Source organism: Formosa agariphila KMM 3901 (assembly GCF_000723205.1).
In the GTDB taxonomy this organism is placed as follows: Bacteria; Bacteroidota; Bacteroidia; order Flavobacteriales; family Flavobacteriaceae; genus Formosa; species Formosa agariphila.
In genome coordinates, this window is sequence record NZ_HG315671.1 from 3938676 (window position 1) to 3952558 (window position 13883).

General features: G+C 34.9%; 10 protein-coding genes. 7 read left to right on the forward strand and 3 right to left on the reverse strand.

Going from position 1 to position 13883, the window contains the following annotated elements; all coding sequences use genetic code 11:
- The first annotated feature begins 8 nt into the window (after positions 1–8).
- The 7 genes from BN863_RS16625 to BN863_RS16655 all read left to right on the forward strand — a co-directional run bounded on the left by BN863_RS16625 (position 9) and on the right by BN863_RS16655 (position 10913).
- Complete coding sequence (locus tag BN863_RS16625; RefSeq protein ID WP_038532502.1) at positions 9–818, forward strand: glycogen/starch synthase; 810 nt, start codon at positions 9–11, stop codon at positions 816–818.
- Between the two features lie 24 nt (positions 819–842).
- Complete coding sequence (locus BN863_RS16630) at positions 843–2432, forward strand: DUF4270 domain-containing protein (RefSeq protein WP_038532504.1); 1590 nt, start codon at positions 843–845, stop codon at positions 2430–2432.
- Between the two features lie 6 nt (positions 2433–2438).
- Positions 2439–4289 (forward strand): glutamine--fructose-6-phosphate transaminase (isomerizing), encoded by a 1851-nt coding sequence (glmS, locus tag BN863_RS16635; RefSeq protein WP_038532506.1) that lies wholly within the window; start codon positions 2439–2441, stop codon positions 4287–4289.
- A gap of 220 nt (positions 4290–4509) precedes the next feature.
- On the forward strand, positions 4510–7236 hold the full coding sequence (locus BN863_RS16640) for a TonB-dependent receptor (protein ID WP_038532509.1): 2727 nt from the start codon (positions 4510–4512) through the stop codon (positions 7234–7236).
- Positions 7237–7246: 10 nt separating this feature from the next.
- Positions 7247–8866 carry an SGNH/GDSL hydrolase family protein gene (locus BN863_RS16645; protein ID WP_038532511.1) on the forward strand — a complete coding sequence of 540 codons (1620 nt, stop codon included), beginning with the start codon at positions 7247–7249 and terminating at the stop codon, positions 8864–8866.
- A 165-nt stretch (positions 8867–9031) separates the two neighbouring features.
- A complete protein-coding gene (gene atpD / locus BN863_RS16650; RefSeq protein WP_038532514.1) occupies positions 9032–10540 on the forward strand; it encodes a F0F1 ATP synthase subunit beta in 1509 nt (502 codons plus the stop codon).
- Between the two features lie 79 nt (positions 10541–10619).
- Positions 10620–10913, forward strand: a complete 294-nt coding sequence (locus tag BN863_RS16655; protein WP_038532516.1) for a FoF1 ATP synthase subunit delta/epsilon — start codon at positions 10620–10622, stop codon at positions 10911–10913.
- 125 nt (positions 10914–11038) lie between these two features.
- On the opposite strand, the gene BN863_RS16660 is transcribed toward BN863_RS16655, so the two are convergent.
- From BN863_RS16660 to BN863_RS16670, 3 genes are read right to left on the reverse strand one after another with little or no spacing between them, the layout of a single operon-like run.
- A complete protein-coding gene (locus BN863_RS16660; protein ID WP_038532518.1) occupies positions 11039–11479 on the reverse strand; it encodes a LexA family protein in 441 nt (146 codons plus the stop codon).
- Positions 11476–12732 carry a Y-family DNA polymerase gene (locus BN863_RS16665; RefSeq protein ID WP_038532519.1) on the reverse strand — a complete coding sequence of 419 codons (1257 nt, stop codon included), beginning with the start codon at positions 12730–12732 and terminating at the stop codon, positions 11476–11478. Before BN863_RS16665 ends, BN863_RS16660 begins: the two co-directional genes overlap by 4 nt.
- Before the next feature lie 57 nt (positions 12733–12789).
- The gene (locus BN863_RS16670; RefSeq protein WP_038532521.1) at positions 12790–13881 is read right to left on the reverse strand and encodes an acyltransferase family protein; all 1092 of its coding nucleotides are present in this window, start codon (positions 13879–13881) and stop codon (positions 12790–12792) included.
- Positions 13882–13883: the final 2 nt, after the last annotated feature.

Below are 13883 nucleotides of genomic sequence, written 5' to 3' on the forward strand. Positions count from 1 at the left end.
AGTAATTTATGAAAGATAAGAGGATATTATATGTATCATCTGAAGTAGTTCCTTATTTACCTGAAACAGAAATCTCTTCTATGTCGTTTGAAACGCCTAGAATGGTAAACCAACAGGGTGGACAAATCAGGATATTTATGCCTAGATATGGAAACATTAACGAAAGGAGACATCAATTACACGAAGTTATAAGACTATCTGGAATTAATCTAGTAATTAACGACTTAGATATGCCGCTTATTATAAAAGTAGCATCTATTCCTAAAGAACGTATACAAGTATATTTTATAGATAACGACGAATATTTTAAACGTAAAGCAACTCTTACAGACGAGAATGGTGCTTTATTTTCTGATAACGACGAACGTGCTATTTTCTTTGCAAAAGGTGTTATAGAAACCGTTAAGAAATTAAATTGGTCACCAGATATTATACACGTACACGGTTGGTTAGCATCTTTACTTCCATTGTATTTAAAGGAATATTTTGCAGGAGAACCTTTATTTAACGACAGTAAAGTTGTAACATCTATTTACAACCAAGGTTACGAAGGCACGTTAAATAAAACGATGTCTGACAAAATTAAATTCGACAATATTAATGATGATGTTGTTAAAACGTTAAGCGAGCCTACATATAACAACTTAATGAAAGTAGCTATCGATTATTCCGATGCTCTTATTATTGGTTCTGAGGATATTTCTAAAGAAATAACTACACACTTAGACAATTCTAACAAACCTGTTTTAGGATACAAGAACAAAGAAGAATTTGGCGAGGCGTATTCTAACTTCTACATGAATGAAGTTTTAAAATAATTCGTTTTACTTCATAAAAAATATATGAAAAAGATTTTACAAGTCATTAAACTATCTAGTATACTTCTAGTTATACTAACAGTTTTAATAGCGTGCGATAAAGATTATAATTCTATCGGTACAGACATTGTTGGTAATAAAGATTTTATTACCGACAGTATAGAATACCCGATTATTGCTTACTCTAAAAAAGTAAAACCAGTACAAACTAACGGTTTATCATCAAATTTATTAGGTGCCTATAACGATCCAGATTACGGAATCACTACAGCAAGTGTAGTTTCGCAAATGTACCCTAATACATACAGCCCTTATTTTGGAATAAACCCTGAAATCGAATCCATAACTTTAACTTTACCATACTATTCTACAGCTGTTGAAGTTGACGACGAAGGTGGAACAACGTACAAGTTAGATTCTTTATACGGAACCGCTCCTATTAAATTATCGATTTATCAAAACACGTATTATTTAAGAAGTACGGATCCAAGTTCAGATTTTAACGAAAGTCAGTTGTATTACTCAAATGCAAATGAAACCATTAATTTCGACAACTTTAAAGGAGAACTTTTATACAGTAACACAAGTTTTTTCCCAAGTAACGAAGAAATTGTAATAGAAGAATACGACGAAGACACCGAAGAAGATGTTGTAACTAGCCGTTTATCGCCTAGACTACAAGTAGACCTTCTAAACACCAATAACTTTTGGGAGAAATTAATTTTCGACAAAGAAGACAGCCCTGAGTTAAGTAACCAGAACAACTTTGTAAATTACTTTAGAGGTATTTATATTAAAGCTGAAACTGTAGATAATGATGGAAATCAAATCTTAATAAACTTCGATTCTGGAGATGCAGAAATTGCTATAAAGTATAACTACACTACCGAATCTGACACAGACGCAGAAATTTTTGAAGGCGAGTACACTCTTAAATTTAATACAACAAGAATTAATCTGTTTGAAAGTGATATAAATTTTTCTGATGGTAATGCTCTAACAGGAGACACTAATTTATACTTAAAAGGAGGTGAAGGTTCTATGGCTGTTATAGATTTATTTCATGGTCCAGATGAAGATGGAGATGGTGAAGCAGATAGCTATTTAGACGAATTTTTAGCCCAAAAAGATAAGTGGTTAATTAATGAAGCCCAATTAATTGTTTACGAAGACGAGAGTCAAATTAACACCGCAAACGACAATCATACGTACGACAGATTATATGCTTACGATGTAAATAACAATCTCACTTTAATAGATTATTCTTTCGACCAGACAACAAATACAGGTGATCCTCTATATTCTAAAATTTCGCATTTGGGCCAACGTTTAGATACAGACGGTAACTATAAGTATAAAATACGCATAACAGAACATGTTAAAAATATTTTAACAAAAGATTCTACAAACACAAAAATTGGTTTAGTTTTATCAACTAATGTAAATAACACTCTGACTGCCGACTTATTAGGTAGCGAAGGTGAAGAGGTAACAGGGCTTCCAGAAGGAGCAATTTTATCTCCTAAAGGAACGGTATTACATGGAAGTAATTCCAATGTTCCTGAAAATTTACGTGCTAAATTAAAAATTTATTACACCGAACCAGAAAACTAAAAAATTATGTGTGGAATAGTAGGATACATAGGTCATAGAGAAGCTTACCCAATAGTAATTAATGGACTTAAACGATTAGAATACCGTGGTTATGATAGTGCAGGTGTTGCAATTTATAACGGTACTGAGCTAAAAATATGTAAAACTAAAGGTAAAGTTTCTGATCTTGAAGAGCTCATCAATGAAAAGTTTGATACCAGTGGCTCTGTAGCTATTGGACATACACGTTGGGCAACTCATGGGGTTCCAAACGATGTAAACTCTCACCCTCACTACTCCAATTCTGGAGACTTAGTAATTATCCATAACGGAATTATTGAAAACTACGAGTCGATTAAAAAAGAATTAATCACTAGAGGTTATACTTTTGAATCGGATACAGATACAGAAGTATTAGTAAACCTGATTGAAGAAGTATTAAAACAAGAAAAGAACTTAAAACTTGGAAAAGCAGTACAAATTGCTCTTAATCAAGTTGTAGGTGCCTATGCAATCGCTGTTTTCGACAAAAAGAAACCTAACGAAATTATTGCTGCCAAATTAGGAAGCCCGTTAGCTATTGGAGTTGGAGAAAACGAGTTTTTTATTGCAAGTGATGCCTCTCCATTTTTAGAATTCACAAAAAACGCAATCTACCTAGAAGACGAAGAATTAGCAATTATTCGTTTAGGAAAAGAGATTAAAGTTAGAAAAATAAAAGATGACTCATTAGTCGATCCTTATATTCAAGAACTTCAATTAAATATTGAACAAATTGAAAAAGGTGGCTACGAGCACTTTATGTTGAAAGAAATTTACGAACAACCTAATGCGATATTAGACACCTTTAGAGGTCGTTTATTAGCAAATGAAGGTATAATTAAGATGGCCGGAATTGAGGACAATATGAAAAAATTCCTTAACGCCGATCGTATTATTATCGTCGCTTGTGGAACATCTTGGCATGCTGGACTGGTTTCAGAATATATATTCGAAGATTTAGCGCGCATACCTGTTGAAGTAGAATATGCTTCAGAATTTAGATACAGAAATCCTGTTATTACAGAAAAAGATATTGTAATTGCCATTTCACAATCTGGAGAAACAGCAGATACTTTAGCTGCTATTAAATTAGCGAAATCTAAAGGTGCATTTGTTTTTGGTGTATGTAATGTTGTAGGGTCATCTATAGCTAGAGAAAGTGATGCGGGAGCATATACTCATGCAGGTCCAGAAATAGGTGTTGCTTCTACTAAAGCATTTACAACTCAAATTACGGTCTTAACTTTAATGGCATTACGTTTAGCTCGAGCTAAAGGAACCATGTCAAGCTCAGATTTCCGTCGTCATTTAATTGAGTTAGAACTTATCCCTGAAAAAGTAAAAAAAGCATTAGAATCAGACGCTTACGTAGAAACGGTAGCCGACATTTATAAAGACGCTAAAAACTGTTTATATTTAGGAAGAGGTTACAACTTCCCTGTAGCTTTAGAAGGCGCTTTAAAATTGAAAGAAATTTCTTATATACATGCTGAAGGATATCCTGCAGCAGAAATGAAACACGGACCTATTGCTTTAATTGATGAGCAAATGCCAGTTATCGTGATTGCTACTAAAAAAGGACATTACGAAAAAGTAGTCAGCAATATTCAAGAAATTAAATCTAGAAAAGGAAAAATTATTGGAATTGTTACCGAAGGAGACGAAAGTGTAAGAGACCTTGCAGATCACGTTATCGAAGTGCCTGATTGTTCAGAATCTTTATCACCATTATTAACAACGATTCCACTGCAATTATTATCTTATCATATAGCTGTAAAACTAGGTAAAAACGTAGATCAACCTCGTAACCTAGCAAAATCTGTAACCGTAGAATAAATAATATATTCTATTACTTATAAGCAAAGGCATTTAGAACGGAAGTTCTAAATGCCTTTTTTTGTACATACCAATCTTAAAAGTAAATTACTAAATAATCAAACTACTCGTCATTAAATTACGATATTGTTAATATAGATGTCTTTTTATTAGTAAATCATATTTTTTCTATAGTAAAAAAATGTATATTGCTAAACAAACACTTTAACTAAACTCGTATATGAAAAACATCCTTTCTCTTCTGGCCGTACTTGTTTGTAGCTTAACCTACTCACAAACAACATTTTCCGGAACCGTATTAGATGACAACAGTCAACCGCTCCCTGGTGCTAGTATAATAATTGAAGGTACTACAACCGGAACCGTTACAAATTTCGACGGTAATTTTAACATTACTACAGATAGAACCCCACCTTTTAAAGTTAATGCAAGCAGTGTAGGATTCGACCCTATGGTACTTGAAGTCACTTCCTCCAATCAAACTTTAAATTTTATCCTTAAAGAAGGTACCGTTTTAGATGAAGTTGTTATTTCTGCATCACGTACACCAGAACGTATATTCGAATCACCTGTAACTATTGAACGTTTTGGACAGACAGAAATTAAAAATACAGCATCTGCCGATTTTTACGATGGATTAGAAAATTTAAAAGGTGTAGATATAAATACTAACAGTTTAACTTTTAAATCTATTAATACACGAGGTTTTGCATCTTTTTCTAATACACGATTTATGCAATTAGTAGACGGCATGGACAATTCTACACCCGCATTAAACTTCCCATTAGGGAATTTAGTTGGAATGACAGAAACAGATGTGTTAAGCGTAGAATTACTTCCTGGAGCTTCTTCTGCATTATATGGTGCCAATGCATTTAATGGTATTTTATTTATGCGAAGTAAAAATCCGTTCGATTACTCAGGAATTAGTGGTTACGTAAAACAAGGTGTAACTTCTCAAGAAGCCGCTGGAACAAATTCGTATACCGATGTTGGAGTTAGAATTGCTCATAAATTCAGCGATGTTTTTGCAGCCAAGGTTAATTTTGGCTGGCTAAAAGGTACAGATTGGGCTGCAAATAATTATACAGGTAAACCAGGAACAGGTGCAACTAGAGCATCTGCAGATTACGATGGTTACAACGTGTACGGAGACGAAGTTGCTACAAATATAAAAGCCGCATCTGGAGGACTAGGAATCATTCCAAACATGAATGTAAGTCGAACAGGATATTATGAAACAGATTTAACCGATTACAATGCCGAAAGCTTAAAGGCCGATTGGGGATTATATTTTAGACCATGGAAAGATGATTTCGAGATATCTTATGTTGGAAAAGCAGGAACGGGAAACACCATTTACCAAGGAACAAACCGATACAACATTGCAAATTTCTTTCAACAACAACATAAATTAGAAGTGAAAAACGATAATTTTTTTGTTAGAGGATATATCGTTGCAGATAATGCCGGAGACTCTTACGATATGGTTTTTACCGGAATTAACATTAACAGAACGTGGAAAAGCGACCAACAATGGTTTGGCGAATACATTCAAACCTATGCAGCTGCGACATTAGGCGGAGCAACAGATACACAAGCACATGCCGATGCAAGAGCCGCAGCAGATCAAGGTCGTTTAATTCCTGGAACAAGCGAATTTAAAGCCGCTTTCGATAAAGTGACTAGTGAACCAGATTTAACTAGAGGCTCTCAGTTTAAGGACGCCTCTAAATATTACCATTCAGATGCGAACTATAATTTTAGCCATTTAACAGATTGGGCAGAAATTCAAGTGGGTGGTTCTTTTAGACAATACGATTTAAATTCGTCTGGGACCATTTATACCGATAGCGATGGCTCTATTAAATATAACGAAATAGGATTATACACCCAACTTCAGAAAAAATTCTTAGCTAATGAAGCTTTAAAACTAACAGCGTCTTTACGTTACGATAAGTCTGAATTATTTGATGGTTTCTTCTCTCCAAGACTTTCTTTAGGATACACCATGGGAGAAACAGACAACCACAACATAAGAGGCTCTGTACAATCCGGATTTAGAAACCCAACAACACAAGATTTATTTATTGGCTTAGATTCAGGTCGAGCAATATTAGTCGGTTCTGCAGAAAGTAATTTAGATAGAGATATAAGAACTTACGATGTAAGTGCAAGCGGACAAGCTTTAGGACAACCTGCAACAGTTAATGTAGTAGGGAGAGCTGCTTACGAAAATGCTTTCAGCTTAAATTCTGTTCAAAATGGCGCTCCTGTTGCCACAAATACCGATATTGTAAAACCAGAACAAGTTTTATCTTTCGAAATTGGATATCGCGGAAAAATAGATGGTATTATTATCGATTTTAGCACCTATTACAACAAATACAAAGATTTTATTTCGAACGAAACAGTGCTTGTTCCTTTTTACGGAACTGCTGGAGACAATGGTTTATCGCTAGCAGCAATTCAAAACGGCGATTATGAGGCGTATCAAACCTATACAAACTCGGCGGCCGATGTCGAATCTTATGGTGCTTCTGTTCAACTGTCTACTAAAGTTTTTAATTCTTATGATTTATCTGCCAATTACACCTTTACAAAACAAGAATTCGATCAAGCGGCATACCCAGATTTCAGAACCAATTTTAATACACCAGAACACAAAGTAAAAGCAAGTTTCGGAAACGTTAATCTATTTACAAATTTCGGTTTTAATGTTTCTTGGCGCTGGAGTGATGCCTATTTATGGCAATCTACCTTTGGAGACGGAGACATTCCTGCATATCATACTATAGATGCGCAAGTAAACTACAGAGTTCCATCTTTAAAATCTTCATTTAAATTAGGAGCAACAAATCTATTAGGCGATGAATATTATACTGCCATTGGTACAGGTTACATCGGCTCTATGTATTATGTTTCTTGGACAATTAACAACCTATAACACTTAACACATGAAAGTAAAATATATTTGGTTAGCAGCCCTTTCCCTTACATTTGCTGCTTGTAATAACGACGATGACAACGCTATAGATGATAATACTGTTATATATCCTGAGTTAACTGCAGGAACTGCCGATTTTTCAAATTATGTATCTATAGGAAACTCCTTAACTTCTGGATATACCGATAACTCTTTATTTATTGCTGCACAGGAAAATTCATTCCCCAAAATGCTCTCAGAAAGATTTGAGTTAGCAGGTGGTGGGACATTTACACAACCTTTAACTAACGATAATTATGGTGGATTAGCCGCTGCAGGAACACGCCTTCCTGGGTTTAATCCAAGATTAGTAACCACTGGAGGTTCTCCGCTATCATTAGAATCTGTTATTGGTCCAGTTACAGTAACTACAGATATTGTATTGAACAACCCTACAGGTCCTTTTAACAACATGGGCGTTCCTGGCGCTAAAAGTTTTCACCTCCTAGCTAATGGTTACGGAAATATTGCAAACCTTTCTGCAGGACTAGCAAATCCTTATTTTATTAGAATGACAGGTAGCACACCGGATGTATCTATGTTAGAACTAACCATGGCACAAAACCCGACCTTCTTTTCACTTTGGATTGGTAATAACGATATTTTAGGCTATGCTACTAGTGGCGGAGATGGATCAAACCCTATTACAGATGGCCCAACCTTCGATTATGTATACTCTACTTTAGTTAACTCATTAACATCTGCAGGAGCAAAAGGCGTTGTAGCCAACATACCGTATGTAACAAGCATTGCACATTTTACAACCGTACCATACAATCCTTTAGACCCTACAAACCCTTCATTCGGACCATTAATTCCAACACTTAACACTGTGTATGGTGCTTTAAACCAAATATTCGATGCGTACGGACAATCGCAACGTAATATTGTATTTACAGAAACTAGTGCAAATGCTGTTGTAATTAAAGATGAAAGTTTAAGCGATATGTCTGCTGAAATTTCAGGAGCCTTATTAGCAAGTCCAACATTTCCTGCATTTTTAGAATCTATGGGTTTACCAGCAGCTGCCGCTCCTATTGTAGCACCTTTACTAGGCTCCTTTTATGGACAAGCAAGACAAGCAACCGAAGACGATTTATTTGTATTGCCTAGTAGTGCCGTTATTGGAACTATAAATCAAACTATGGCAGATGCATTAATAGCTCAAGGATTATCAGAAAATATAGCGAATCAATTTTCGGCTGAAGGTATAACTCTTCCGTTAGAAGATAAATGGGTTTTAATTCCTTCTGAACAGACTGAAATAAAAACAGCTACAGATCAATTTAACAGTACAATTAAAACTATAGCAGACCAAGCAGGTTTAGCACATGTAGATGCAAATTGGGTGTTACAACAAGTTGCAAATCCAGGAGGTTATGGTTATGGAGAATTTATATTGAACTCGAATTTAGTAACGGGTGGTGCGTTTTCATTAGATGGAGTACATCCTACATCTAGAGGATATGCCTTAATTGCAAATGAATTTATGAAAGCAATTGACGCTACTTACGAATCGAATTTTGAGGCTTCAGGAAACTTTACGAACCTTGGAGATTACCCAACAAACTATTCTCCTTTACTTCAATAATTTAAATATCACTTAAAAAACCAAACGTCTTCTATTTGAAGGCGTTTTTCATTCATAAAAAAGATAAAAACATATTTCTTTTTAAATATAAACTATTATATTTGCAGCGCGAAAAAATAGTTATTTTTCAAGAAATTTAAGCAAAAATCTATAAACATTTAAGTAATGTCAAAAATTACAGGTAAAGTTGCACAAATCGTTGGTCCAGTTATCGATGTTGTATTCGACTCAGAAGGAGCTCTTCCAAAAATTTACGATTCATTAGAAATCACAAGACCTGATGGTACACTTCTAGTATTAGAAGTACAATCTCACATTGGTGAGGACACTGTTCGTACAATCGCAATGGACTCTTCTGATGGATTAAGTAGAGGAACAGAAGTAGTTGCTACGGGTTCACCAATACAAATGCCAATTGGAGATGATGTTTACGGTAGACTTTTCAATGTAATTGGAGATGCTATTGATGGTTTAGGAAACTTGCCAAAAACAGGTGATGCTGGATTACCAATCCACAGACAAGCACCAAAATTCGAAGATTTATCAACGTCTACAGAAGTTTTATTCACAGGTATTAAAGTAATCGACTTAATTGAGCCTTACGCAAAAGGAGGTAAAATTGGTTTATTCGGTGGTGCTGGTGTTGGTAAAACAGTATTAATTCAGGAGTTGATTAACAATATTGCAAAAGGTCACGGTGGACTTTCAGTTTTTGCTGGAGTTGGAGAAAGAACTCGTGAAGGAAATGACCTTTTAAGAGAGATGTTAGAGTCTGGTATTATCAAATACGGAGATGACTTTATGCACTCTATGGAAGATGGAGGATGGGATTTATCTAAAGTAGATAAAAACATCATGAAAGAATCTAAAGCAACATTCGTATTCGGACAAATGAACGAACCACCTGGAGCACGTGCACGTGTTGCATTATCTGGTTTATCTATCGCAGAATATTTCCGTGATGGTGCTGGAGATGGTCAAGGAAAAGACGTTCTTTTCTTCGTAGATAACATTTTCCGTTTTACTCAAGCTGGTTCAGAGGTATCTGCATTATTAGGTCGTATGCCTTCTGCCGTAGGTTACCAACCAACATTAGCTACAGAGATGGGTGCTATGCAAGAGCGTATTACATCAACTAAAACAGGTTCTATTACATCTGTACAAGCGGTATACGTACCTGCAGATGATTTAACTGACCCTGCTCCTGCTACAACCTTTGCTCACTTAGATGCAACAACTGTATTGTCTCGTAAAATTGCTGAGCTAGGTATTTACCCAGCGGTAGATCCATTAGATTCTACTTCAAGAATTTTAACAGCAGATATTTTAGGAAAAGAACATTACGAATGTGCACAACGTGTTAAGGAGTTGTTACAACGTTACAAAGAATTACAAGATATTATTGCTATTCTAGGTATGGAAGAATTATCTGAAGAAGATAAATTAGCCGTTGGTAGAGCAAGACGTGTACAACGTTTCTTATCTCAACCATTCCACGTTGCAGAACAATTTACAGGTATTCCAGGAGTTTTAGTAGATATTAAAGAAACTATTAAAGGTTTTAATATGATTATGTCTGGTGATTTAGATCACTTACCAGAAGCAGCATTTAACCTTAAAGGTTCTATTGAAGAAGCTATAGAAACTGGAGATAGAATGTTAGCGGAAGCATAATTGGTTGTTAGATATTAGTTAATGGTTAATAGACATTTGACCAGTAACGAATAACTAAAAACAAATAACTAAAAAGAATATGTATTTAGAAATTGTATCGCCAGAGGCCACTTTATTTAGTTCGGAAGTAGATGCCGTTACTGTACCTGGTGCCGATGGAGAGTTTGAAATGCTTAATCATCATGCGGCTATAGTATCACTTTTAACAGCTGGAACTATAAAAATTAAAGTACATAGTCAGCCACATTTAGAGTACAACGCATTACATCCAGAAGTTACTCCACATGTATCAGACAATAAAACATTAACGCTTAATATTAAGTCTGGAACTTTAGAAGCTAAAGACAATAAAATTATAATCTTAGCCGATTAATACTTTTATTACTTATATATAAAACGCCTACTAAAATTTATTTTTTGAGGCGTTTTTTGATTTACTAAAAGATTAAAGATTAATTCACCAATCAATTTAAAATCCGTATTTCCTATAGTAATAAATCACACTCTTTTAATAACATTGGTCACAATGCCCCAAATCACAAAATCGTTTGCATCTGTAACCTGTATTGGGCTATAATTTGGATTTTCAGGTAGCAGCCAAATTTCATCGCCATCAACCTTTAATCGTTTTACCGTAAATTCTCCATCTAAGAAACATACAGCAATTTTATTATGCGTTGCAGATAAACTTCTATCTATTACCAACAAATCGTTATCATCTAGCCCTGCACCTATCATAGATTGTCCGCTAACACGTGCAAAGAAAGTAGCCTCCTTATTTCGTACCAACTCAGCATCTAAGGATAAACGTTCTTCTTTAAAATCGTCTGCTGGTGATGGAAATCCAGCTGAAATTCCTGAATCCACAAAAACGGCTCCAGAGTCTAGAACAATCTCTGGTGTGAAAAAGGTTAAATTTTGAGTTTTATGTAACATCATTTTACAATAATAATATCGTTAATATTGGTTGTATATTTTGGAGACAAGCGCTCTTGTTTCATTTTCCATGTGCGTTGCAAATCTTGATTTCCTAATTTAATAGCATGGCCTTTATACTTTGTATTTAAAGCATCTATAACATGCATTAAAGGTTTATGTTTCGGATTTTCTGAAGCAAACAAATCTAACTGAAACGCATCGTTAGGCACTAAACCTGTAACCACAACACCAGCCCGTTTATATTTTACTCCTGGTTTAAATAGTTGTTTTACAGCAGCAACAGCTTGCGTGCTTATGAGCAAAGACGAATCTGTTGGATATGGTAAGGTAATCATTTTACTACCATATTCACGTACTTCATTTTTTTTATGTCGATCGCTACTTAATTCTACAATAATCATATGACAACTGCTTTTCTGTTTCCGCAGTTTCTCTGCACAACTAGTAGCAAATGTAGAAATACGTTCGATAATGTTATCGATATCAGAAAAAGTACGTTCGAAACTTCTTGTGGTTGCAATAGATTTTTTAGGAGACGGTTCTTCTAAACTCAATGTAGGATATCCTAATAAATCTTGTTTAAGACGCCATTCTACTATAGAAAATTCTTTTCTAATAAATGCATCGGAAAGTTGAGTAAAATCGAAAGCAGTATGACAATTTATTAGTTTTAATCGTCGTGCTAAGCGTCTGCCAATTCCCCAAACATCTTCAATTTTAAACCATTTTAAAGCTTTAATTCTAGAAGCTTCAGAATCAATTAAAAAGACACCTTTTGTATGCTCTGGAAATTTACGTGCAATTTTATTAGCGACTTTAGAGAGCGCTTTAGTTGGAGCAATTCCTACACAAGTAGGAATACCTGTCCATTTTAAAATGCGCGAACGCATATCGTGACCACAAGACTTAAAATCGAAGTCTTTAAAGCCTTTAAATTCTAAAAAAGCTTCATCTATACTGTATACCTCAACATCTGGAGTAAATTGCTCTAGTATACGCATAACACGCGTACTCATATCTCCATATAACGGATAATTAGAAGAAAATACCTGAACTTTATTTGCCTTAAAAAAAGACTCATATTTAAAAGCGGGCGCACCCATAGGTAATTGCAACGCTTTTGCCTCGTCGCTACGCGCAATAACACAACCATCGTTATTTGATAAAATAGCAATGGGTTTTCCGCGTAAATCCGGATTAAAAACCCGCTCGCAAGACGCATAAAAATTATTACAATCGACTAAAGCATACATGCGATAAAGGTACATGTTTTTCATATATTTTATTCGCCTGCGTCTTACATTAGAATGTTAAACCTTAATAAAAATATTCTTTCTATATAAATAATACCCCAAGCCTAAATAACATAAAACAACAGTTAAAGCATACAATAATGAAGAAAAGTTTGCAGCTAACGCATCGTGAACGAATAAGGTCTGATACAACCAAGAATGTATGTTTTTACCCACACCTACAGGAATTTTATAAAATATTTTACTAATTAAGCTAGATAGAAAATAGACTGTAATTGCGTTCATACCCGCATATTTAAAGAGTGCACCAAAATGCCAACCTTTAACATCGACTATATAATAAATTAGTCCTAATATCATGGTCCCCATACCCGCAGTAACAAGAACAAAACTACTGCTCCAGAGTGCTTTGTTTATAGGAAAAACTAAATCCCATAAATATCCTAAAAGCACACCAACCAAGCCCATTGCTACAAGTTTTATAGCTTTATAGGTCGTCTCCGAATCTAAAAACTTCCCTACTAGCACACCTAAAATACTGGTTACAATTGCTGGAAATGTTCCTAAAATACCTTCAGGATCATAATCGGGTTTCCACATATGCTTTCCTAAAACTTTTAAATCGATATAATTAGACCAATTATTCGGAGCTCTGTCAAAAGTTGGTAAGGTACCATCTGGAAACGGTACAAATCCTAAAAACATCCAATATCCTAGCAAAACAGTGATTGAAATTCCGATTAAAGTTTTCCAATTACAATTAAGATATAACCAAGCTGTAACAAAAAATACTATTCCTATGCGTTGCAGTACACCTGGAATTCTAATTGTTTCTAAAGCTTCGAAAAATGGCGGTATTGGAGTAAATAATTTTAAAAACAACCCCAAACCAATGAGTTTTAAACTTCGAACAGCTACTTTTTTATAAACGTCTACAGAAGCCGTTTTATTCTTATAGGCGTAATAGATTGAAATTCCGACAATAAATAAAAAGAATGGAAAAATTAAATCTGTAGGTGTTAACCCATGCCAATCGGCATGTAAAAGTGGCGCATACACATTACCCCAATCTCCGGGTGTGTTTACTAAAATCATCGCGGCAATGGTAATGCCGCGAAGTAGGTCTACAGATTCAATACGTTGTTTCATTA

Bases quoted from the DNA above. Each gene is read 5' to 3' on its own strand.
- BN863_RS16665 (WP_038532519.1), bottom strand. From the start codon at position 12,732: ATGTATGCTTTAGTCGATTGTAATAATTTTTATGCGTCTTGCGAGCGG.
- BN863_RS16645 (WP_038532511.1), top strand. From the start codon at position 7,247: ATGAAAGTAAAATATATTTGGTTAGCAGCCCTTTCCCTTACATTTGCT.
- BN863_RS16630 (WP_038532504.1), top strand. From the start codon at position 843: ATGAAAAAGATTTTACAAGTCATTAAACTATCTAGTATACTTCTAGTT.
- BN863_RS16640 (WP_038532509.1), top strand. From the start codon at position 4,510: ATGAAAAACATCCTTTCTCTTCTGGCCGTACTTGTTTGTAGCTTAACC.
- BN863_RS16655 (WP_038532516.1), top strand. From the start codon at position 10,620: ATGTATTTAGAAATTGTATCGCCAGAGGCCACTTTATTTAGTTCGGAA.
- glmS (WP_038532506.1), top strand. From the start codon at position 2,439: ATGTGTGGAATAGTAGGATACATAGGTCATAGAGAAGCTTACCCAATA.
- BN863_RS16625 (WP_038532502.1), top strand. From the start codon at position 9: ATGAAAGATAAGAGGATATTATATGTATCATCTGAAGTAGTTCCTTAT.
- BN863_RS16670 (WP_038532521.1), bottom strand. From the start codon at position 13,881: ATGAAACAACGTATTGAATCTGTAGACCTACTTCGCGGCATTACCATT.
- atpD (WP_038532514.1), top strand. From the start codon at position 9,032: ATGTCAAAAATTACAGGTAAAGTTGCACAAATCGTTGGTCCAGTTATC.
- BN863_RS16660 (WP_038532518.1), bottom strand. From the start codon at position 11,479: ATGATGTTACATAAAACTCAAAATTTAACCTTTTTCACACCAGAGATT.